The sequence below is a fragment of the Azospirillum mesophilum genome, assembly GCF_053470405.2.
The window spans coordinates 20,246-41,872 of the sequence record NZ_JBPXMQ020000029.1 but is presented as its reverse complement, the minus strand read 5'-3'; the positions used below and the strand labels follow the sequence as shown (position 1 = coordinate 41,872).

At 69.2% G+C, this 21,627-nt stretch carries 21 protein-coding genes; 10 read left to right on the top strand and 11 right to left on the bottom strand.

Features of this window, described 5'->3' with window-relative positions; translation table 11 throughout:
• The first annotated feature begins 105 nt into the window (after nucleotides 1-105).
• A complete protein-coding gene (locus ACSVC7_RS23380; RefSeq protein WP_448207026.1) occupies nucleotides 106-1,272 on the top strand; it encodes a trans-sulfuration enzyme family protein in 1,167 nt (388 codons plus the stop codon).
• A gap of 5 nt (nucleotides 1,273-1,277) precedes the next feature.
• Here the strand turns inward: ACSVC7_RS23380 and ACSVC7_RS23375 are convergent, their stop codons facing one another.
• Nucleotides 1,278-2,036, bottom strand: a complete 759-nt coding sequence (locus ACSVC7_RS23375) for a cell wall hydrolase (protein WP_448207027.1) — start codon at nucleotides 2,034-2,036, stop codon at nucleotides 1,278-1,280.
• Nucleotides 2,037-2,298: 262 nt separating this feature from the next.
• Here ACSVC7_RS23375 and ACSVC7_RS23370 point away from each other — a divergent pair, with 262 nt between their 5' ends.
• The 4 genes from ACSVC7_RS23370 (at nucleotide 2,299) to ACSVC7_RS23355 (ending at nucleotide 5,790) form a co-directional block, all read left to right on the top strand.
• Nucleotides 2,299-3,204, top strand: a complete 906-nt coding sequence (locus ACSVC7_RS23370) for a tetratricopeptide repeat protein (protein WP_448207028.1) — start codon at nucleotides 2,299-2,301, stop codon at nucleotides 3,202-3,204.
• 82 nt (nucleotides 3,205-3,286) lie between these two features.
• On the top strand, nucleotides 3,287-3,841 hold the full coding sequence (locus ACSVC7_RS23365; RefSeq protein WP_448207029.1) for a hypothetical protein: 555 nt from the start codon (nucleotides 3,287-3,289) through the stop codon (nucleotides 3,839-3,841).
• A gap of 314 nt (nucleotides 3,842-4,155) precedes the next feature.
• A complete protein-coding gene (locus ACSVC7_RS23360; RefSeq protein ID WP_448207030.1) occupies nucleotides 4,156-5,520 on the top strand; it encodes a type II and III secretion system protein family protein in 1,365 nt (454 codons plus the stop codon).
• 9 nt (nucleotides 5,521-5,529) lie between these two features.
• On the top strand, nucleotides 5,530-5,790 hold the full coding sequence (locus tag ACSVC7_RS23355; protein ID WP_448207031.1) for a hypothetical protein: 261 nt from the start codon (nucleotides 5,530-5,532) through the stop codon (nucleotides 5,788-5,790).
• A 122-nt stretch (nucleotides 5,791-5,912) separates the two neighbouring features.
• On the opposite strand, the gene ACSVC7_RS23350 is transcribed toward ACSVC7_RS23355, so the two are convergent.
• Entirely contained in the window at nucleotides 5,913-7,031 is a 1,119-nt protein-coding gene (locus ACSVC7_RS23350; protein ID WP_448207032.1) for a penicillin-binding protein activator, read from the bottom strand.
• Nucleotides 7,032-7,096: 65 nt separating this feature from the next.
• Between ACSVC7_RS23350 and rsmI the strand changes: the two genes are divergently transcribed.
• From rsmI to ACSVC7_RS23325, 5 genes are all read left to right on the top strand, one after another.
• Nucleotides 7,097-8,038 (top strand): 16S rRNA (cytidine(1402)-2'-O)-methyltransferase, encoded by a 942-nt coding sequence (gene rsmI / locus ACSVC7_RS23345; RefSeq protein WP_448207033.1) that lies wholly within the window; start codon nucleotides 7,097-7,099, stop codon nucleotides 8,036-8,038.
• Complete coding sequence (locus ACSVC7_RS23340; RefSeq protein WP_448207034.1) at nucleotides 8,035-8,403, top strand: YraN family protein; 369 nt, start codon at nucleotides 8,035-8,037, stop codon at nucleotides 8,401-8,403. Before rsmI ends, ACSVC7_RS23340 begins: the two co-directional genes overlap by 4 nt.
• A gap of 45 nt (nucleotides 8,404-8,448) precedes the next feature.
• The gene (locus ACSVC7_RS23335) at nucleotides 8,449-9,282 is read left to right on the top strand and encodes a SirB1 family protein (protein ID WP_448207035.1); all 834 of its coding nucleotides are present in this window, start codon (nucleotides 8,449-8,451) and stop codon (nucleotides 9,280-9,282) included.
• Nucleotides 9,283-9,318: 36 nt separating this feature from the next.
• Nucleotides 9,319-10,275, top strand: a complete 957-nt coding sequence (gene gshB, locus ACSVC7_RS23330; RefSeq protein WP_448207036.1) for a glutathione synthase — start codon at nucleotides 9,319-9,321, stop codon at nucleotides 10,273-10,275.
• A 174-nt stretch (nucleotides 10,276-10,449) separates the two neighbouring features.
• Complete coding sequence (locus ACSVC7_RS23325; protein ID WP_448207037.1) at nucleotides 10,450-10,878, top strand: DUF6326 family protein; 429 nt, start codon at nucleotides 10,450-10,452, stop codon at nucleotides 10,876-10,878.
• Nucleotides 10,879-10,908: 30 nt separating this feature from the next.
• On the opposite strand, the gene ACSVC7_RS23320 is transcribed toward ACSVC7_RS23325, so the two are convergent.
• The 9 genes from ACSVC7_RS23320 to ACSVC7_RS23280 form a co-directional block, all read right to left on the bottom strand.
• A complete protein-coding gene (locus ACSVC7_RS23320; RefSeq protein WP_448207038.1) occupies nucleotides 10,909-11,133 on the bottom strand; it encodes a hypothetical protein in 225 nt (74 codons plus the stop codon).
• Between the two features lie 191 nt (nucleotides 11,134-11,324).
• Nucleotides 11,325-12,086, bottom strand: coding sequence for an SDR family NAD(P)-dependent oxidoreductase (locus ACSVC7_RS23315; protein ID WP_448207039.1), 762 nt, complete (start codon nucleotides 12,084-12,086; stop codon nucleotides 11,325-11,327).
• A 250-nt stretch (nucleotides 12,087-12,336) separates the two neighbouring features.
• A complete protein-coding gene (locus ACSVC7_RS23310; protein ID WP_483508712.1) occupies nucleotides 12,337-14,010 on the bottom strand; it encodes an electron transfer flavoprotein-ubiquinone oxidoreductase in 1,674 nt (557 codons plus the stop codon).
• Between the two features lie 17 nt (nucleotides 14,011-14,027).
• A complete protein-coding gene (locus tag ACSVC7_RS23305; protein ID WP_448208254.1) occupies nucleotides 14,028-14,858 on the bottom strand; it encodes a universal stress protein in 831 nt (276 codons plus the stop codon).
• Between the two features lie 137 nt (nucleotides 14,859-14,995).
• Nucleotides 14,996-15,895 carry a hydroxymethylglutaryl-CoA lyase gene (locus ACSVC7_RS23300; protein WP_448208253.1) on the bottom strand — a complete coding sequence of 300 codons (900 nt, stop codon included), beginning with the start codon at nucleotides 15,893-15,895 and terminating at the stop codon, nucleotides 14,996-14,998.
• A 1-nt stretch (nucleotide 15,896) separates the two neighbouring features.
• Nucleotides 15,897-17,903, bottom strand: a complete 2,007-nt coding sequence (locus tag ACSVC7_RS23295; RefSeq protein WP_448208255.1) for an acetyl/propionyl/methylcrotonyl-CoA carboxylase subunit alpha — start codon at nucleotides 17,901-17,903, stop codon at nucleotides 15,897-15,899.
• 19 nt (nucleotides 17,904-17,922) lie between these two features.
• On the bottom strand, nucleotides 17,923-18,705 hold the full coding sequence (locus tag ACSVC7_RS23290) for an enoyl-CoA hydratase/isomerase family protein (protein WP_448208252.1): 783 nt from the start codon (nucleotides 18,703-18,705) through the stop codon (nucleotides 17,923-17,925).
• Between the two features lie 13 nt (nucleotides 18,706-18,718).
• Complete coding sequence (locus ACSVC7_RS23285; RefSeq protein ID WP_448208251.1) at nucleotides 18,719-20,326, bottom strand: carboxyl transferase domain-containing protein; 1,608 nt, start codon at nucleotides 20,324-20,326, stop codon at nucleotides 18,719-18,721.
• 139 nt (nucleotides 20,327-20,465) lie between these two features.
• On the bottom strand, nucleotides 20,466-21,599 hold the full coding sequence (locus tag ACSVC7_RS23280) for an acyl-CoA dehydrogenase family protein (protein WP_448208250.1): 1,134 nt from the start codon (nucleotides 21,597-21,599) through the stop codon (nucleotides 20,466-20,468).
• Nucleotides 21,600-21,627: the final 28 nt, after the last annotated feature.

Here is a 21,627-nt window from a genome sequence, read left to right as displayed (position 1 = left end):
AGAAATGGACACCTTTGGCAACGCCCAATAGGCTCCTGCCCCAACAATTCACACAACACGCGCGTTGCTCCTCCGCGCGTGATCCAGGAACACGGAGACGCCGCCATGACCGCATCCCCCACCTCCCCCCACGCCGGCCTGCGCCCCGAAACCGTGGCCGCCGGCGCCCTGGGGTACGAGGACGCGGCGACCGGGGCCATCATCCCGCCCATCCACCCCTCCACCACCTACATGCGCGACCCCGACAACGGCTATGGCCGGGGCCGGGTCTACGCGCGCAGCGACAACCCGACCTTCGACACGCCGGCCCGGACGCTGACCGCGCTGGAGGGCGGGGCGGACACGCTGCTGTTCGCGTCGGGCATGGCGGCGGCGACGGCGGTGTTCCAGGCGCTGTCGCCCGGCGACCATGTGGTGGTGCCGGAGGTGATGTACTGGGCCTTCCGCAACTGGGTGCACGGCTTCGCCACCCACTGGGGCCTGCGGGTGCAGGGCGTGGACATGGCCGACACCGATGCCCTGCGCGCCGCCGTCCGCCCCGGCGAGACCAGGCTGGTGTGGGTGGAAACGCCCGCCAACCCGCTGTGGACGATCACCGACGTGACCGCCGCGGCGGAGATCGCGCACGCGGCCGGCGCCCGGCTGGCCGTCGACTCCACCGTCGCCACGCCGGTGCATTCCCGCCCGCTTGATCTCGGCGCGGACATCGTCATGCATTCGGCCTCCAAATACCTGAACGGCCATTCCGACGTGATCGCCGGCACCCTGACGACCGCCCGCGACGACGATGCCTGGGCGCGCATCAAGGGCGTGCAGAAGCAGATCGGCGGCATCCTCGGCACCTTTGAAGCGTGGCTGCTCCAGCGCGGCCTGCGCACCCTGTTCCCGCGCGTGCGCTGGCAGAGCGCATCCGCCCTGGCGCTGGCCGAGCGTCTGTCCGCCCACCCGGCGGTGGCGGAAGTGCTTTACCCTGGCCTGCCGGGCTTCGCGGGGCACGCCGTCGCGGCCAAGCAGATGCGCGACGGCTTCGGCGGCATGCTGTCGGTCCGCGTGCGCGGCGGGACGGACGCCGCCGTCGCCACCGCCGCGAACGTCCGGGTGTGGCGGCGCGCCACCTCGCTGGGTGGCGTGGAGAGCCTGATCGAGCACCGCGCGAGCATCGAGGGGCCGGGCTCCCCCGTGCCGGGCGACCTGCTGCGCCTGTCCGCCGGGCTGGAGTCGGTGGACGACCTCTACGACGACCTCGCCGCCGCCCTGCCCCGAACCCCATAACCGCATCAAAGCCGTTCGCGGCGGACCTGCACGACGCGCGTCTTGGAGCCTTCGTAAATCCTGGCCTCGATCACTCCGTCGCGCGCGGCGCCCGTCAGGCTGATCAGCTTCGCGCCGCGGCGGACGGCCTGGGCCGCCGGGTGCCGGGCCAGGGCCGGATCCAGGGGCTCCGCCGGATCCGGAAGGCTCGCCACGGAGACGGGCGGCCTCGGCGCCGCAGCCGCCAAGGTGGTGACGGCGGCGCCGTCCTTGGTCCGCGCGTAGAACAGATGGTTGCCGATGCGGGTGACGAGGCGAAGCCCCGGATCGCCGCTCCAGTCCGGCGTCACATAGTCGGCGTGGAAGTAAAGCGCGCCGCCGCTGGGGTCCGGCAAGCCGGGGGCGTTCGGACGGAGCGTCGCCAGCGCGCGGACGGCGATCCCCTTCGCACGCTCCCAGGCGGCCTTTTCCGTCACCACGTCCGGCCGGTCGTCGAGCGTCCAGGAGAACTGCGCCACGGTACGGCCCGTGCGGTAGTCGCGTCCCTTCTCCCAGACCACCTCGCAAATGGATTTCGGGAAGTCCGCCGTGCGCAGCCGGTTCAGCGTCACCATCGCGACGGCGATCTGCCCCGCGTCCGGCTGGTCGCGCGCCTCGTGGTAGATGTTGCAGGCAAGACAGGTCAGCTCGTCCTGCCGGTGCGCGGCACAGTCCAGGTCGCCCGCCGCCGCGCCAGAGACCTGCACTGCGCCGAGCAGCGCCAGCCCGGCCACGCGCCAGCGCATTGTCCAAGCCCGTCCGTAATTTCGGGCCCATCCATTATTTCGGGATTGCCGCATGTTTCCTGCCATCCCCATGGCGAAACCAACGCCGACTTTGGGGGCTTCGATTGAATTTGTCTCGGATTCCATCGTTCTAGGCGGAAGGCCAGGAGCCGCTTACGACTTGCCCTTTCGGCGGCGCGGCCGTCCGATACCGATCCGCCGAATTGACCCTTTCGCGCTCGCTCTCCCATCGTGGCAAGGCTTCCGGAGGGGGAGGACAGGCATGAAGGTACGGGGACTGTTTCAGGCGGCCGGGGTGGCCGCTGCCTTGACGCTCGCCGGGTGCGCGGGCTTCGGCAACACCAGCGCGAACGGCGCCATCCAGCTGCGCCACACCCCGCCGGAGCGGATCCAGACCATGCTCGCCCAGGCCGAAGGCGACCTGAGCGACGGGCGTTACCAGAGCGCGCTGTCCGGCTTCGGCGCGGTGATGCAGGCCGATCCGGAGAACCGCCGCGCCCGTCTGGGCATCGCTGAAACCTCCCTGGCCATGGGCGACGCGGAGCTGGCGCTGAAGAGCTTCGAAAGCCTGCAGGCGGAGGCCCCGGCCGATCCGAAGATTCAGCAGGGCATCGGCATCGCGCTCGCCCGGCTGAACCGGCTGGACGCGGCGGAACAGGCGCTCAGCACCGCCGTCGCGGCGGACCCGTCGCTGTGGCGGAGCTGGAACGCGCTGGGCCGGGTCCATGACCACAACCGCAACTGGGACCGGGCCGACGCCGCCTACCACCGGGCGCTGGAGGTGAACCCGTCCGCGGCGGAGGTCCACAACAACCTCGGCTACTCCCTGCTGCTGCGCGGGCGCTACGCCGAGGCGACGCGGCAGTTCGACCTCGCCCTGCGTCAGGCGCCGGGGATGGCGGCGGCGCAGGACAACCTGGCCTTCGCCAACGCCATGATGGGCCAGTACGACCGCGCGCTGGCTGCCGTCCCGGCGGAGCGCGCGCCCACGGCGCTGAACAACGTCGGCTTCGCCGCCATCGCCCGCGGCGACTACGGCACCGCCGAGAGCTACCTGATAAAGGCGGTCAACGACAGCTCCCGCCATTTCAGCACGGCGAATGAAAACCTGCGCTGGCTGACCTACCTCCGCAAGGGCTCACCCGACGCGCGCCCCAACGCGCACTGAGTAAACCCACCGGCGCTCGCGCCGACCCACCCACCCGCGCGTTGTACGGACATGGCGATGCCGTTTCCGGAGCGGCGCGGGGATGGGTTGGTCGAGCGCATGGACGGGTGCCCTTGGGGCCGGCTGCGTCGCGGCCGGCCTGCTTGTGTCCGGCCCTGGCACGGCCCAGTTGGCTGAAGTGCAGGGCTTGCGCCTGGAGGCGGCGGGACCGCTCGGCACCGGCACCCGCGATTCGGTCCTGGCGCGCGCCGCCCGCGAGGCCGTCGCCAGAGCGTGGCAGGCCCGCTACCCGGACAAGGCGCCGCCCCATCTCTCCGATTGGCTGGTCGCACGGGCCGTGCGCCACATCGACCTCCGTGACGAGACCATTGCCGCCGACCGCTACACGGCGATGCTCGACGTGGCGGTGGCGCTGGACGTCCTGCGCGCGGCGGCCGGTCTTCCTCCGGAGACGGCCCCGGAATTTCCCTCCCCCAACGGTCCCGTGCCGCGGGTCATGGCCCCCACGGGCGGGCGCTGGATCCACGTTGGCTCCACCCGCCAGCCAGAGCCGCTGCGCATCGGCCGGTTCGTCGGAAGCGGGCAAAGCCATCCCGGCTTCCGCTGCCTTTCGGCGCAGAGCTGCCCCGCCGACTGAGACCGCGGGCATAGTCCCCTTCACCTCCGGCCCCCTTCACCTCCGGCTGAAGACTTCGCCGCGTGGCCGAAGCGAATTAGGGGGTACCCCGGTCACCTTCGTCTAGCTGTTTGGGCGTCGGATGCTCGGTCACAGTTGCTTCGAAATCTAAAATTTGTCGCAAGCGATGTGGCCGGAAATCGTTTGTGCACAAGTATTTCAGGACTCCTGGTTCGAGGGGGATAACCTTGAAAACTGTCTCCGCGATTTTTTGCTCCGCTCTTGCGCTGGCCGGCGGGGTTCAAACCGCCGCCCTGGCGCAGCCGGCGGTTCGCGTGGAATCCGCCAACGCCCAGGTGGCGGGTGAGGTGCAGCTTCCGCTGAACAAGTCGCGCATCATCCGGGTGGATCGGCCGGTCACCGACGTGCTGGTCGGCAACCCGCAGGTGGCCGACGTGATGGCGTTGTCGGACCGATCGATCTACGTGCTGGGGAAGAGCCTGGGATCGACCAACATCGTGCTGTACGGCCCGAACCGGTCGCTGATCTCGCTGATGGACGTGACGGTCACCCCGGACCTTCCCACCCTGCGCCAACGCCTGCACGAGCTGATGCCGAACGAGCGGGTCGAGGTGCGCGGCGCCAACGACGCCGTGGTGCTGAGCGGCACGGTGTCCAGCGGCGACCTGATGAAGCGCGCCGTCGCGGTCGCGGAGAACTTCGCGCCGGGCAAGGTCACCAACATGCTGGGCATGGCCGGCGGGCAGCAGGTCATGCTGGCCGTACGCTTCGCCGAGGTGAAGCGCAACGTCGCCAAGCAGCTGGGACTCAACTCCAACATCCTGATCGGCAAGGGCAACGACCGGCTGGCCTTCCGCTCCGGCACGGTTCCCAACCTGGCGCCCTTCGCGCTGGCGGAAGGTCTGCTCACCACCGGCGGCGTCACCATCGACCTGCTGCTCGACGCGCTGGAGCAGAAGGGCATCGTCAAGACGCTGGCGGAGCCGAACCTCATCGCCATGTCCGGCGAGACGGCGAGCTTCCTGGCCGGCGGCGAGTTCCCGATCCCCGTCGGCTCGAATTACGAGAACGGCCGCAACGTCATCACCATCGAGTTCAAGCAGTTCGGCGTGAAACTGGCCTTCACCCCGACCGTGCTGGGCAACGGCACCATCAACCTGCTGGTGGAACCGGAGGTCAGCGCCATCGACCGGACCAACGCCGTGGTGCTCCAGGGGACCGTGGTGCCCGGCCTGACCACCCGGCGGGCGCACACCACCGTGGACCTGCGCCATGGGGAGAGCTTCGCCATCGCCGGCCTGATCCAGAGCAATTTCGTCGACGGCGTGAACCAGCTTCCGGGGCTCGGCGACATTCCGGTGCTTGGCGCCCTGCTGCGCAGCAGCTCCTTCCAACAGCAGGAGACGGAGCTGGTCATCATCGTGACCCCCTATCTGGCTCATCCCACGCTGGCCGGACAGCTGAAGCTGCCGACCGACAGCGTCTCTCCACCGCGGGAGGTGGACCTGTTCCTGAACGGCCGCATCGAGGGGCCGCGCCCGCCCAACCCCGGCGGCGCCAGCGCCGGTACCACCGGGTCCGGCGGCACCGGCTCGGGTGCAAATCGGGGTGGCCCCCCGTCCGTGGCCATGCCCGCCGGGGCCGGCCTTGCCGGCGATGTCGGCTACGTCCTGCGGTGAGGTGACGCGATGAAAAGCCTTCCTGTCCTGTCCGCCCTGGCCCTGCTGATGGCCGCCTGCTCGTCCGAGGTTCCCATCAGCGGCAGCCCCAGCCTGGGCGAGTCCGTGCGCAACAACATGGCCGCGCACATCGTGCCCTTGCCCCCCTCGCCGCAGGCCGGACTGCCGATCGAGGTGCCGGCGCAACGCACCACGCTCGCCATCGACCGCTACATGAAGGGCGAAGTGACCCCGCTCCGCACCGAGCAGGCCGGCAGCCGGATGAAGTGACGGCGCGCCTTTCCTCCCCACGCCGTGCGCCAGTTCGCCGAAGCCATGGGCTATCTGGAGCAAACTGCTCGTCCGCCTCAATGCCAAAGCCCGCGATATCCGCGCTCAGGGAGAGGGGGTGTTTACTGCCCCAGCAGTTCGAAGCTCGGCGGGGCCGGGTCGAGGACGCGGGAGCCGGACGGCGTGACCTCCAGCACGGCCAGCGCGCGCTCCACCTGCCCGTTGGGGCGCAGGCGGAACAGGCCGTCCATGCCCTCGAATCCGTTCGGGTTGTTCAGCGACGCCGGGTCGAATGGCACCGGGCCGCCCATTTTCGCCAGAACCGCGGCGATGGCGGTCGCGTCGTAGGACAGGGTGGCGATGCGCGGCGGCTTGTGGCCGTAGGTCTGCTCGAACCGCGACTCGAAGTCGGCGCGGGTCTGCGGGGCCGGGGCGGCGAACCAGGCGCCGACCAGCGACGGTTCCTGCCCAAGGCCGGGCTCGTCCCACAGGCCGGTGCCGAGCAGGCGCACCTGCTGCGGGTTCAGGCCGTTGGCGGCCAGCGCGTTGGCCAGCCCCTGGGCGCGCGGCCCGCCTTCGGCCAGCATGACCGCCTGGGGCTGGATGCCGGCCTGGGTCACCTGCCGCGCCGGCTGGGACAGGTCGGTGACCGTCGGGTCGTAGCGCTCCACCTGCGCGATCTGCCCGCCGAGCTGCCGGGTCGTGTTCTGGAGCGCCGTGACCACCGCGTCGCCGTAGGCGTTGCGCGGGGCGAGCGCCACATAGCGGGCGACCCCGCGCGACCGGGCGAAGCCGACCACGCGGTTGACCTGATCGCCGGGCACGAAGCCCATGACGTAGGTGCCGTTGCCGGCCTGCGTCCAGTCGTTGGTGAAGGCCAGCACGCCCACGCCCGCGTTCTGGGCGACGGGCTTCACCGCCGCGACCTCCGCCCCGAACAGCGGGCCGAGGATGATGCGCGCACCCTCCGAAATGGCTTGGCGCGCGGCGTCGGCGGCGCCGTTGGGCGTGCCCTTGGTGTCGCGGGGCAGCAGCTCGAACCGGTCGCCGGCGAGGTCGAACAGGGCCAGCTGCGCGGACTCCAGCATCGCCTGCCCGATCTGGGCGTTGGCGCCGGACAGCGGCAGCAGCAGCGCGACCTTGGCAACCTGCGGGGCAGCCTGGGTGACCGGGGCGACCGCTTGTGGCGCTTGAGTCCCCGGTGCCGGGGCCTTTACATTCGACGAACAGGCCGAAAGCATGCCAACAACCAACAGGGCGACGGCAGCGTGCCGCCCCCGAGCGCGCGAGAAAGGTGTTGCCAAGCGTGCCACCGTCGATCTCCACATCCGGTCCGGACAAGGAACCCACCTTCGGGTCCAGTGCCTCTGGTGACGCTGAAGGTAGCGAGCCGAAGGCCGCAAGTAAACTCGCTGCCGGGCTTTATGTCGTCGCGACCCCCATCGGCAACGCCGCGGACATCACGCTGCGCGCGCTGGACACCCTGAAGCGGGCCGACGCCATCGCCTGCGAGGACACGCGGGTGACGGCCAAGCTGATGGGCATCCACGGCATCCACACGCCCTTCGTCTCCTACCATGAACACAACGCGGCGAAGATGCGCCCGGTTCTGATCGGGCGGATGAAGGCGGGGGAGGCCATTGCGCTGGTCACCGACGCCGGCACGCCGCTGGTCTCCGACCCCGGCTACAAGCTGGTGCGGGAGTGCGTGGCGGAGGGCGTGAAGGTCACCACCCTGCCCGGCGCCTCGGCCCCGCTGGCGGCGCTGGTGCTGTCCGGCCTGCCGACCGACCGGTTCCTGTTCGCGGGCTTCCTGCCCAACAAGAGCAGCGCGCGGCGCACCGCCATCGGGGAGCTGAAGGGCGTCCCCGCCACGCTGGTCTTCTTCGAGTCGCCGCAGCGCCTGCCCGACTCGCTGGCCGATCTGGCCGACATCCTCGGCCCCCGCGAGGCTGCCGTGGCGCGGGAGCTGACCAAGCTCTACGAGGAAGTGCGGCGCGGCACCCTGCCCGAACTCGCCGCCCACTACGCGGAGGCCGGGCCGCCCAAGGGGGAGGTGGTGCTGGTCATCGGCCCGCCCGGTGAGGAGGCCGCCCCGACCGAGGCCGACCTGGACGACCTGCTGCGCGAGGCGCTGACCCGCCTGTCGGTGCGCGACGCGGCGGCCGACGTGGCCGCCCGCACCGGCCAGCCCAAGCGCGCCATGTACGCCCGCGCGCTGGAGCTGGCGCGGGAGGCGAAGCCATGACGACCGGAGACGCGCTGCGCCGCCGGGCGGAGAACTGGGGCCGCTTCGCCGAAACCCTGTGCCGGCTGGCCCTGCGGCTGAAGGGCTACCGCATCCTGGAAAACCGCCTGCGCACCCCGATGGGCGAAATCGACATCGTGGCCCGGCGCGGCACCACCCTGGCGGTCGTGGAGGTGAAGGCGCGCGCCGACTGGGACACCGCGAACGAGGCCGTCGGCGCCCGCCAGCGCGGCCGACTTGCGCGCGCCGCGCATGTCTACCTTGCGGCGAACCCGCAATACGCGGGCTATGTCTTGCGCTTCGACGTTATGCTCGTTACCCCTTGGTCGTGGCCGCGCCATGTACAGGACGCCTGGCGCGCCTAGATACAAGAGGTCGAGAGACCGAAAGTTTTCAGAAGGACGCCTCCCGTGACCAGCCGCGCCGAAGCCCGCGAGATCCTGCGCCGCGTGGGGCAGCAGACGGACGACGAGATCGACCTCGCGGAAGCCGCCCTGGCTCTGGGCGCGCTGGAACTGCCGGGCACGCCGCTGGAGGACTACCGCCGCCACATCGCGGCCATCGTCGGCGACCTCGCCGACCGCGTGGACCCCATCGCCGACAGCCTGGAGGCGCGGATTTCCTGGCTGCACGAGGTCATCATCGAGCGGCACGGCTATTCCGGCGACCACGACACCTACGACGACCTGCAGAACGCCAACCTGCTGCGCGTCATCGACCGCCGCCGGGGCTTGCCGGTGGCGTTGGGCATCCTGTTCATGCACGCCGCCCGGTCGCAGGACTGGCCGGTCATGGGGCTGAACTTCCCCGGCCATTTCCTGATCCGCATGGACGCCGAGGGCGGGCGCGCCATCATCGACCCCTTCAACGAGGGGCAGGTGCGCACCGCCGTGGACCTGCGCGACCTGCTGAAGGCCACCGCCGGCAGCGCCGCCGAGCTGGAGCCCGGTCACTACCAGCCCGTGTCCAACCGCGACGTGCTGCTGCGGCTTCAGAACAACATCAAGCTGCGCCACCTGTCCGCCCACGACGTGCCCAAGGCGCTGGAGGTGCTGGAGGCCATGCGCCTGTTCGCGCCGGAGGAACCGTCGCTGTGGCGCGAGACCGGCCTGCTGGAGGCGCACGCCGGCAACCTGACCGCCGCCGTCGCGGCCCTGGAAAGCTTCATGGCCCTGACCGACAGCGACCGGCACCGCCACCAGACCGCCGCGCTGATCCAGCAGCTGAAGAACCGCCTGAACTGACCCGCCCCTCACAAGTCCGCTTTGGAGACCGCCCTCATGAGCCTTGCCGTCGCCTTCCAGATGGATCCCATCGAGTCCATCAACATCGACACGGACTCGAGCTTCATGATGGCGCTGGAGGCGCAGAAGCGCGGGCACCGGCTGTACCACTACCACCCGCGCGACCTCAGCCTGACCGGCAACAAGCTCACCGCCCGCGTGCGGGAGATGACCGTCGTCCGCCAGAAGGGCGCGCACTACACGCTGGGCGAGCCGAATGTCGTGGACCTGTCCACCATGGACATCGTGCTGATGCGCCAGGACCCGCCTTTCGACATGGCCTACATCACCGCCACCCACATGCTGGAGCACATCCAGCCCAAGGTGCTGGTGCTGAACGACCCGGCCGAGGTGCGCAACGCGCCGGAGAAGCTGTTCGTCACCCACTTCCCCGACCTGATGCCGCCGACGCTGATCACCAGCGACAAGCAGGCCATCCTGGACTTCCGCGCCGAGCATAAGGACATCATCGTCAAGCCGCTGTTCGGCAACGGCGGCGCCGGCGTCTTCCACCTGAAGCCGGACGACGAGAACCTGGGCTCGCTGCTGGAACTCTTCACCCAGCTCTACCGCGAGCCGGTGATCGTGCAGAAGTACCTGCCCGAGATCCGCCAGGGCGACAAGCGCATCATCCTGATCGACGGCGAACCGGCCGGCGCCGTCAGCCGCATGCCCCAGGAGGGCGAGGCCCGCGCCAACTTCCACGCCGGCGGCAGCGCCCGGAAGACCGACCTGACCCCGCGCGAGCAGGAGATCTGCAAGGCCATCGGCCCGGTCCTGCGCGAAAAGGGCCTCGTCTTCGTCGGCATCGACGTGATCGGCGACTACCTGACCGAAATCAACGTCACCTCCCCCACCGGCATCCAGGAAATCAACCGCCTGAACGGCTCCGCCCTGGAAGCCACCCTCTGGGACGCCATCGAACGGCGGCACCGGGACAACAAGGGCACGTAAGGCGCTTTCAGGGGGGGGGACGCCGCCCCCCCGCGCTCCCCAGCCAGGGGCGACGGCCCCTGGACCCCGGCGGTATGAAGCGTTTGAACGCCATGCGACAGGACATCACGTTGCGTTTCATCCGCCGTTCGCACACCACTCCCCAGAACAGGGCGGCGGTGTGGGGCAGGCGGGATGAACGACGAAGCAATCACGGGAGCAGACACCACGCAAGCTGCCCCGGACCGGAAGGCAAGGCTTTCCGCCCTGTGGATTTTCGCCACACTCAATTACCTGTACTGCGACATCATAACGCTCATGAATCCGGACCTGCTCAAGCAGTTCCTGGCCGGAAGCGTCGAGGGAATGGACATCACCCAGGAATTCCTGTTCGGCGCGGGCGTGCTGATGGAAATCCCCATCGCCATGGTCCTGCTTTCGCGCGTGCTGACCTATCGGGTGAACCGGATAGCAAATATGGTCGCCGGGGCGATCATGACCGCCGTGCAGGTCGCCACACTCTTTTCCGGCACGCCGACACCGTATTACGTGTTCTTCAGCAGCCTCGAGATCGCGACGACGGCGTTTATATTTCGCTATGCCTGGAGATGGCTTGAAGAATAGCCTTCGCGGGGATTTCCGCCCGACGCCACGTCAGAACATCGTCAGCTGCACGGTGCCGTCGTCGCGCGCGTGGCGGTAGGCGGCGTCGGAGGCGGCGTCCTGCGCGCCTTCCTGCGACTGCGCGATGCCGGCGGCGATGCGTTCGCCGGCCACCGACACGGTCCAGGTCCAGCGGCCGTCGGCGCGCCACGTCACGGCCAGCTCACAGCCATGGGCCTGACACACCAGTTGCCGCACCGACCACTTCGCCGTCATTCCCGCCAACCCCTTGCCACGCCAGCGTCGCCACACCCTTTATGCACCGGCGGAGCGGTCCGGTGCCAGCGTTGGCTGAGGGGGATCGCGTGATGCTTTCGTCGGCGCGGTTCCAGCCGAAACGGAACGGGCCGCACGCGGCGGCCCGACCCTTCGTCACTCGAACGAGTCCGCGACGTTCACTGCATCGTTCACTGCGGAGCCATGCGGATCGCGCCATCCAGGCGAATCACGTCGCCGTTCAGCATCTCGTTTTCGAGAATGTGCTGCACCAGCCGCGCATACTCCTCCGGGCGCCCGAAGCGCTTGGGGAAGGGCACGCTGGCGGCCAGGCTGTCCTGGACCTCCTGCGGCATGTTCAGCAGCATCGGCGTGCCGATCAGGCCCGGCGCGATGGTCATGACGCGAATGCCGCTGCGGGCGAGGTCGCGGGCCGCGCAGATGGTCAGCGCCACGATGCCGCCCTTGGACGAGGCGTAGGCCGCCTGCCCGATCTGCCCCTCATAGGCGGCGACAGAGGCGGTGCTGACGATGACGCCGCGTTCGCCCGATTCGAGCGCATCCAGCTTGCCCATATCGGCGGCGGCCAGACGCAGCATGTTGAAGGTGCCGATCAGGTTGACCTCGATCACCTTGCGGAAGTCGTCCAGCGGCATCGGGCCGTCGCGGCCGACGATGCGCTTGGCCGGCGCGACGCCGGCGCAGTTGACCAGGACGCGGGCCGGGCCGTGGGCCGCGCGGGCCTCGGCAACCGCCTTTTCCGCCGACTCGGCGTTCGACACGTCGCACAGCAGGCCCAGGCCGCCGATCTCCTGCGCCACCTGCTTCACCGCCGCCTCGTTCATGTCGAGCACGGTGACCTTCGCGCCGAGCTTGGCGAGATGGCGGGCGGTCTCCGCGCCCATGCCGGACGCGCCGCCGGTGACGATGGCGGCCTGACCGTTGATCTGCATGGTGATCCTTCTCCGTCTGAGTTTCTTATCAGGGTGGCTGTTGCCCCCACCCTAACCCTTCCCTGCGAAGCGGGGCGACCGCTTTTACGTTATAATGCCATCAACAAAACCATCGTCATCCCCGCGAAGGCGGGGATCCAGAACCTCGCACAACATGCACCTGCGGAAAACTCTGGTTCCCCGCCTTCGCGGGGATGACGGGTGTTTTATACGCGGAACCTCTTCTCTCGCGGGAAAGAGGACGACGGCGTTACATGCCGCCGGGGTAGTTGGGACCGCCGCCGCCCTCCGGGACGACCCAGTTGATGTTCTGGGTGGGGTCCTTGATGTCGCAGGTCTTGCAGTGCACGCAGTTCTGCGCGTTGATCTGCAGGCGCGGGTTGGTGCCGTCCTCGTTGCGCACGATCTCGTACACGCCGGCCGGGCAGTAGCGCGTCTCCGGCGCGTCGTACAGCGCCAGGTTCACGCTGATCGGCACCGCCGGGTCCTTCAGCGTCAGGTGCGCCGGCTGGTTTTCCTCGTGGTTGGTGTTCGACAGGTACACCGACGACAGCCGGTCGAAGCTCACCACCCCGTCCGGCTTGGGGTAGACGATCTTCGGCGTCTCCGCCGCCTTCTTCAGCGTGGCGTGGTCGCCGTGCTTGTGGTGCAAGGTCCAGGGCGACTTGCCCTTGGTCGCCGTCTCGTAGGCGGCGTTGGCCAGCCCGGCCCACAGCCCCTTCTGGAAGCCGGGGCGGATGTTGCGCACCTCCCACAGCTCCTTCCACACCCACGACGCCTTCAGGCGGTCCGGATACTCCGTCACCTCGCGGTCGCCTTCGCCACTGGGGCCGCCGCCGGTCAGGTGCTCGTAGATCGCCTCCGCCGCCAGCATGCCCGACTTCATGGCGGTGTGGTTGCCCTTGATCTTGGGCACGTTCAGGAAGCCCGCCGCGTCGCCGACGATCAGACCGCCCGGGAAGGTCAGCTTGGGGATCGACTGGAAGCCGCCCTCGCTCAGCGCGCGGGCGCCATAGGCGATGCGCCGGCCGCCCTCGAAGGTCGGGCGGATGGCCGGATGCGTCTTGTAGCGCTGGAACTCCTCGAACGGCGACAGGTGCGGGTTGGCGTAGTCGAGCCCGACCACGAAGCCGACCGACACCAGATTCCCCTCCATGTGGTAGAGCCAGGACCCGCCGTAGGTGCTGGGGTCCACCGGCCAGCCGATGGTGTGGACGATCAGGCCGGGCTGGGACTTGCTCGGCTCGACCTCCCACAGCTCCTTGATGCCGATGCCGTAGGTCTGCGGGTCGGCGCCCTCGCGCAGGTTGAACGTCTCAAAGAGCGTCTTGGTCAGCGAGCCGCGGCAGCCCTCGGCGAAGACGGTCTGCTTGGCGTGCAGCTCCATGCCCGCCGTGTAGCCGGACGTCTTCTCGCCGTCCTTGCCGATGCCCATGTCGCCGGTGGCCACACCCTTCACCGCACCCGAGTCGTCGTAGAGGACCTCCGCGGCGGCGAAGCCGGGGTAGATCTCCACGCCCAGCTCTTCGGCCTGGGCGGCCATCCAGCGGGCGAGGTTGCCGAGCGAGATGATGTAGTTGCCGTGATTGTGCATCTGCGGCGGGGTGACCGGGGACTTGTAGGCCTTGGTCTCGGTCAGGAACAGGAAGTGGTCCTCGCGCGCCGGGGTGGTCAGCGGAGCGCCCTTGTCCTTCCAGTCGGGGATCAGCTCGTCGAGCGCGTGCGGCTCGAACACCGCGCCGGAGAGCAGGTGCGCGCCGACTTCGGAGCCCTTCTCGATGACGCAGACCGACAGCTCCTGCCCCGCCTCATTGGCCAGCTGCTTCAGGCGGATGGCCGCGCTCAAGCCGGACGGGCCGGCGCCGACCACGAGGACGTCGTATTCCATCACCTCGCGCGGGTCGCGATCCATCGCCTGAGCCATCGCTTTCTTCCTTCTTCTTAATGAGACAACAAAACGGGCAGCGTCATCTGCCGCAGGATCTGGCGGGTGTTGCTGCCCCGCCCGAACAGCGGGAACAGGGAGCCACCGTAGCCACCGAAGCCGCCCATCACCAGCAGGTCGGCGCCATGGTCGGACGCGCGCGACAGGGCGGCGTCCATGGGCGTCATGGTGCTGATGGTCAGGCGCTCCTGGCTGGCCTTCACGCCGTGGCTGGCGAGGTGTTCCAGAATGTCCACCTGCGGGACGTTGCCACCCTCCCCCGCCCCGGACTGGACGTGGAAAGCCAGCAGCAGCACCGATTTGGCCTGCTTCAGCAGCGGCAGCGCGTCGTTGACGGCGCGGGCGGCCTCGCGGCTGCCGTTCCAGGCGATGACCGGGCGCTCGGCGAACTGGTTGAAGCTGCCGGCGTGCGGCACCACCAGAATCGGGCGGCCGGAGTTCAGCACGACCTCTTCGATCAGGTCCGGCGGCACGCGGTTGTCGCCCTTCGAATCATGCTGCCCGAAGATGGCGAGGTCCACGTAGCGGCAGCAGATCACCGTTTCCGACATCACATGACCGTACTCGCCATGGCTGAGCTGCCACCAGCGGGTCGTTACGCCGGCCTCGCGGGCCTTGCCCTCGAAAACCTCCTTCACGCGCTCCGCCGCCTGGACGAGGGCCGGGCTGGCGCGCCGGGCGACGACCCCGACACCGGCCGTCTCGCTCTGCGCGAACAGGCCGGTCAGCGTGGCGCCGTGGCTCTGCGCCAGCGTCAGGGCAAGGTTCAGCCGCTCCTCGCACCGCTCGCTGTCGTCCAGATGCACCAGCAGGTTCGTGTAGCTCATGGCGCTCTCCCTTTCCCGTACTGTTCCCTTTCCCCTCTGGGGAGAGGGTTAGGGTGAGGGGGTTGCGCTTTTGCCGGACGTTCCGCAATGCGCATCCCCCTCACCCCGTCCCTCTCCCCGGAGGGGAGAGGGAGATGTTACGCGCACCCTCTTGCCCGCGCGACCTTGGACGCGGTCGGACGACCGATGGCCTCGCTGATGTAGGCACCGGCCGCCACCAGCCTGTCCAGGTCCACGCCTGTCGCGATGCCGAGCCCGTTCAGCATGTAGAGCACGTCCTCGCTCGCCACGTTGCCGGACGCCCCCCTAGCGTAGGGGCAGCCGCCCAAACCGGCCACCGAGCTGTCCACCACCGCCACGCCCATCTCCAGCACCGCCAGGATGTTGGCGAGCGCCTGCCCGTAGGTGTCGTGGAAGTGGACGGCGATCCTCTCCATCGGCACGCGCTCCGCCACCGCCGCGACCATGGCCTGCGCCTTGGCCGGCGTGCCGGTGCCGATGGTGTCGCCGAGCGAGATCTCGTAGCAGCCCATCTCCAGCAGCCTGCCCGCCACGTCGGCGACGGCGGCCGGCGCGATCTCCCCCTCATAAGGGCAACCGAGCACGCAGGAGACATAGCCGCGCACCGGCAGTCCCTGCGCCTTCGCCGCGTCCATGACGGGGGCAAAGCGCTCCAGACTCTCCGCGATGGAGCAGTTGATGTTCTTCCGGCTGAAGCTTTCCGAGGCGGCGGCGAACACCGCCACTTCGTCGGCCTTGGCGGCCAGCGCCCCTTCCAGCCCCTTGGCGTTCGGGGTCAGCGCGACGTAGCGCACGCCGGGCTTGCGCCGGATCCCGGCGAAGACCTCCGGCGTGTCGGCCATCTGCGGGACCCATTTGGGCGAGACGAAGCTGCCCGCCTCGATGGAGGTCAGCCCGGCCTCGGCCAGCCGGTCCACCAGCCCGATCTTCACCTCGGTCGGCACGATCTGCTTTTCGTTCTGGAGGCCGTCGCGCGGGCCGACCTCCACCATGCGGACGCTCTTCGGCAAACGCATACTATTTCTCCTCGGCGACATCGAGGACCAGCAGGTCCACGCCCTCCGACACCTGATCGCCGGCCGCGAAGTTCACGGCGGAGACGGTGCCGGCGGCCGGGGCCTTGATGGTGTGCTCCATCTTCATGGCTTCCAGCAGCATCAGCGGCGCGCCGGCCTCCACGGTCTGGCCGGGCTCGACCAGAACGCGGACGACGGTGCCCGGCATGGGTGCTGTCAGGCGGCCGGAGCCGCCCTCCTGCTCCGCCGCGCGGGCGGTCGGGTCGTCCAGATGCAGCCGCCACACCGCCCCATCCGACAGGATGGTCAGGTCGAGGCCCTGGCAGACCACCGTGGCCCGCGTGCGCACCCGGTCGATGGTGGCGGTCAGCACCTCGCCGTCCAGCGACACCCTCTCCGCGCGGATGGCCGGGCGGCCTTCCACCTCGATCTCGTAGCCGTCGGGGCGGAAATGCAGGGTCAGGCTGCGCGGGGTCTCGCCGTCCAGCAGGCGCAGGTCGTGGTGGTTGTCGTCGTTCAGCCGCCAGCCGCTGGCCGACAGCCATGGCGAATAGGGGTCCGACGCGGCGCGGCGGGCCTTCTTCGTCTCGGCGTTCCGGCGCAGCAGGATGGCGAGCGCCGCGATGGCCAGCCCACGGTCCGGCACCGGGGCCGGCGGGGGCAGCAGGTCGGCGCGGTGCCGCTCGATGAAGCCGGTGTCGATCTCCACCGCGCGGAAGGCCGGGTGCGCGGCGATGGCGCCCAGGAAGGCGACGTTGGTGGTCACCCCGACGACCTCGTAGGCCGCCAGAGCCACCCGCAGGCGGCGCAGGGCCGCGTCGCGGTCCTCGTCCCAGACGATCAGCTTGGCGATCATCGGGTCGTAGAACATGGTGACCTCGTCGCCCTCGCGGACGCCGGTGTCCACCCGGACATGCTCGTTCTCGGCCGGCGGGCGCAGGCGGGCGAGGCGGCCGATGGCCGGCAGGAACTCGCGCTGCGGATCCTCGGCGTAGAGACGCGCCTCGAAGGCGTGGCCGCGACGGGTCAGTTGCTCCTGCATCAGCGGCAGGGTGCTGCCGGCCGCGACGCGGAGCTGCCATTCCACCAGATCCAGCCCGGTGATCTTCTCCGTCACCGGATGCTCCACCTGTAGGCGGGTGTTCATCTCGATGAAGTAGAAGCCGCCGTCCTCGTAAAGGAACTCCACCGTGCCGGCGCCGACGTAGTTCACCGCCTTCGCGGCGGCCACCGCCGCCTCGCCCATGCGGCGGCGCAGGTCGTCGGGCAGGTTGGGGGCCGGGGCCTCCTCGATCACCTTCTGGTGGCGGCGCTGGATGGAGCAGTCACGCTCGAACAGGTAGACGCCGTTGCCGTGGGTGTCGCAGAAGACCTGGATTTCGACGTGGCGCGGACGGCCGAGATACTTCTCCAGCAGCACGCTGTCGTCGCCGAAGGCGGCTTTCGCCTCGCGCTTGGCGCCGGCCACGGCGTCGGCGAACTCGCCCGCCGCGCGCACCACGCGCATGCCCTTGCCGCCGCCGCCGGCCGAGGCCTTGACCAGCACCGGGAAGCCTATGCGCTGCGCCTCGGCGGCCAGCGTCTCCAAATCCTGGGCTTCGCCATGATAGCCGGGGACCAGCGGCACGTCGGCCTGGGACATGACGCGCTTGGACTCGGCCTTGGAGCCCATGACGCGGATCGCCTCGATCGGCGGGCCGATGAAGACCACGCCGGCCTCGGCACAGGCCGCCGCGAAGCCGGCGTTCTCCGACAGGAAGCCGTAGCCGGGATGGATGGCCTGGGCGCCGGTACGCTTGGCAACCTCCAGGATCACGTCACCGCGCAGATAGCTTTCGCCGACCGGGGCCGCGCCGATGCAGACGGCCTCGTCGGCCATCTCCACATGCATGGCGCGGGCGTCGGCCTCCGAATAGACGGCGACCGTGCGGATGCCCATGCGGCGGGCGGTGCGGATGACGCGGCAGGCGATCTCGCCACGGTTGGCAATGAGAATCTTGTCAAACATAGCCATGTTGGGCATGGTCTCAGCTCCGCCACTTCGGGTCGCGTTTCTCCAGGAAGGCGCCGACGCCCTCCTTCCCCTCCGCACTTGCCCGCTGGCGGGCGATGCGCTGGGCGGTGTCGAGCATCACCTCGGTGCTCATCGGGCGGCGCGCCACCGCGCGAATCAGTTCCTTCGCGGCGGTCTGGGAGGCCGGGCCGCATTCCATCAGCCGCTTGACCATGGCCTCCACGGCCCCCTCAAGCCCGTCCGCCGGGACCACCTCATGCAGCAGCCCGTGCCGCAGCGCCTCGGCGGCCGAGAAGCGCTCCCCCGTCAGGAAGTAGCGGCGGCAGGCGCGCTCGCCCATCGCGGCGATGACGTAGGGGCTGATGACCGCCGGGATCAGGCCCAGCCGCACCTCGGTCAGGGCGAAGCTGGCCGTCTCCGCCGCAATGGCGATGTCGCAGGCGGAGACCAGCCCCACCCCGCCGCCGAAGGCCGGCCCCTGCACCACGGCGACCGTGGGCTTCGGGCATTCGTCCAGCGTGCGCAGCATGGTGGCGAGGCCCATAGCGTCCTCGACGTTCTGCTCATGCCCGTAGCCGGCGATGCGCTTCATCCAGTCAAGGTCAGCCCCGGCCGAAAAGCTCTTGCCCACCCCGCGCAGCAGCACAACGCGGACCGAGGGATCCTCGCCCACCTTGCGGAAGGCGGCGGTCAGGTCGGCGATGACGTGCTCGTTGAAGGCGTTGTGCACCTGACCACGGTTCATGGTGACGGTGGCGACGCCATTTGCGGCCGTTTCGATCAGAATGTCGCTCATGGTTCCGCCCCCATCACATCCGGAAGACGCCGAAGGTGGTCTTTTCGACCGGGGCGTTCAGGCTGGCCGACAGGCCGAGGCCCAGCACCATGCGGGTGTCGGCCGGGTCGATGATACCGTCGTCCCACAGCCGCGCCGACGCGTAGTAGGGATGCCCCTGGTGCTCGTACTGCTGGCGGATCGGGGCCTTGAAGGCTTCCTCCTCCTCGGCCGGCCAGCTCTTGCCCTGGGATTCCAGCGCGTCGCGGCGCACCTGGGCCAGCACGCCCGCCGCCTGCTCCCCGCCCATGACGGAAATGCGGGAGTTCGGCCACATCCAGAGGAAGCGCGGGCTGTAGGCGCGCCCGCACATGCCGTAGTTGCCGGCGCCGTAGCTGCCGCCGATGATGACCGTGAACTTCGGTACCTTGGCGCAGGCCACCGCCGTCACCAGCTTCGCGCCGTCCTTGGCGATGCCGCCGGCCTCGTACTTGCGGCCGACCATGAAGCCGGTGATGTTCTGCAGGAAGACCAGCGGAATGCCGCGCTGGCAGCACAGTTCGACGAAATGCGCTCCCTTCAAGGCGGATTCGCTGAACAGGATGCCGTTGTTGGCAATGATGCCGACGGGATAGCCGAAGATGTGGGCGAAGCCGCAGACCAGCGTCGTGCCGTAGAGCGGCTTGAACTCGTCCAGAACCGAGCCGTCGACCACGCGCGCGATCACCTCGCGCACGTCGAAGGGCTTGCGCGGGTCGCTGGGGATGACGCCGTACAGCTCGCGCGGGTCGTAGGCCGGCTCCTGCGGTTCGCGCAGGTCCATGTCGATGCGCTTGCTGCGGTTCAGGTTCGACACGACCTTGCGCGCCATGGCCAGCGCGTGCGCGTCATTCAGCGCGTAATGGTCGGTGACGCCGGAGGTGCGGGAGTGCACGTCCGCCCCGCCCAGATCCTCGGCCGAGACCACCTCGCCGGTCGCCGCCTTCACCAGCGGCGGGCCGCCCAGGAAGATGGTGCCCTGGTTGCGGACGATGATCGCCTCGTCCGACATGGCCGGGACATAGGCGCCGCCGGCCGTGCAGCTGCCCATGACCACCGCGATCTGCGGGATGCCCTGGGCCGACATGTTGGCCTGGTTGAAGAAGATGCGGCCGAAATGGTCGCGGTCGGGGAAGACCTCGTCCTGGTTCGGCAGGTTGGCGCCGCCGCTGTCCACCAGATAGATGCAGGGCAGGTTGTTCTGCTGCGCCACTTCCTGCGCGCGCAGGTGCTTCTTGACCGTCAGCGGGTAGTAGGTGCCGCCCTTCACGGTGGCGTCGTTGACGACCACCATGCATTCCTGGCCGGCGACGCTGCCGATGCCGGTGATGATGCCCGCCGCCGGCACGTCGTCGTCATAGACCTTGTAGGCGGCCATCTGCGACAGCTCCAGGAACGGCGAGCCGACGTCGAGAAGCTGGCGGATGCGCTCGCGCGGCAGCAGCTTGCCGCGCGACAGATGCTTGTCGCGCGCCTTCGCCCCGCCACCCTGCTTGATGGCGCCGACCTTCTCCCGCAGGTCGGCGACCAGGGTGGACATGGCGTCGGCGTTCGTCTGGAACTCGGCGGAGCGCGCGTTCAGGGCGCTCTTCAGGACGGTCATGGCCGTCGTCCTCCCACTTTTTATTCTTCGTCGTCGGCGTTGTTTTCGTTGGGTTTCGCTGCGCTCAACCCAACCTACACATCCACCCGTAGGTTGGGTTGAGCACCGCGAAACCCAACATTCCCCCTCAAGAACCCCCTCAAGAAACCAAGGCTCTGCTGATGACCAGCCGCTGGATGTCGCTGGTGCCCTCGTAGATCTGGCAGACCCGCACGTCGCGGTAGATGCGCTCGACGGGGAAGTCGGCGAGGTAGCCGTAGCCGCCGTGGATCTGGATCGCGTCGGAGCACACCCGCTCCGCCATTTCCGAGGCGAACAGCTTCGCCATGGCGGCCTCCTTCAGGCAGGGCTCGCCCGCGTCGCGCAGGCTCGCCACGTGAAGGACCAGTTGCCGCGCCGCCTCCACCTTCGTCGCCATGTCGGCCAGCCGGAAGGCCACCGCCTGATGCTGGATGATCGGCACGCCCATGCTCTGCCGCTCCTGGGCGTAACGCACGGCGTGGTCGAGCGCGGAGCGCGCCATGCCCACCGACTGCGCGGCGATGCCGATGCGCCCGCCCTCCAGGTTGGCGAGCGCCACCTTGTACCCGCCGCCCTCCGGCCCGAGCATCAGGTCCGCCGGGATCCGGCAGTCCTCCAGCACGATCTGGCAGGTGTCGGAGCAGCCCTGCCCCAGCTTCTCCTCCACCCGCGCGACCTGGAAACCCGGCGTGTCGGTGGGGACGATGAAGGCGGTGATGCCCTTCTTCCCGGCGTCCGGGTCGCTGACCGCGAAGACGATGGCGACGTCCGCGTTCTTGCCGGAGGTGATGAACTGCTTGGTGCCGTTCAGGACCCAGTGATTGCCGTCGCGCCGCGCCTTCGTCGTGATCGCGGCGGCGTCGGATCCCGCCTGCGGCTCCGTCAGGCAGAAGCAGCCGAGCAGTTCACCGCGCGCCATCGGCTTCAGGAAGCGGTCCTTCTGCTCCGCGCTGCCGAACTTCAGGATCGGCATGCAGCCGACGGAGTTGTGGACGCTCATGATGGTGGAGATAGCGCCGTCGCCCGCCGCGATCTCCTCAATGGCGAGCGCGTAGGCGATGTGGTCCGTGGCGGCGCCGTCATAGTCTTCCGGTACCAGCATGCCCATCAGGCCGAGCTTGCCCATCTCCGCCAGTTCGGCCTTCGGGAAGGCCCCGGTCCGGTCCCGCTCGGCCGCTGTCGGCGCCAGCCGCTCCGCCGAGAACGCACGCGCCATGTCGCGCACCATCTGCTGCTCTTCCGTCAGCCGCATGTTTTTCCTCCCTTTTCTCCCTCTCCCC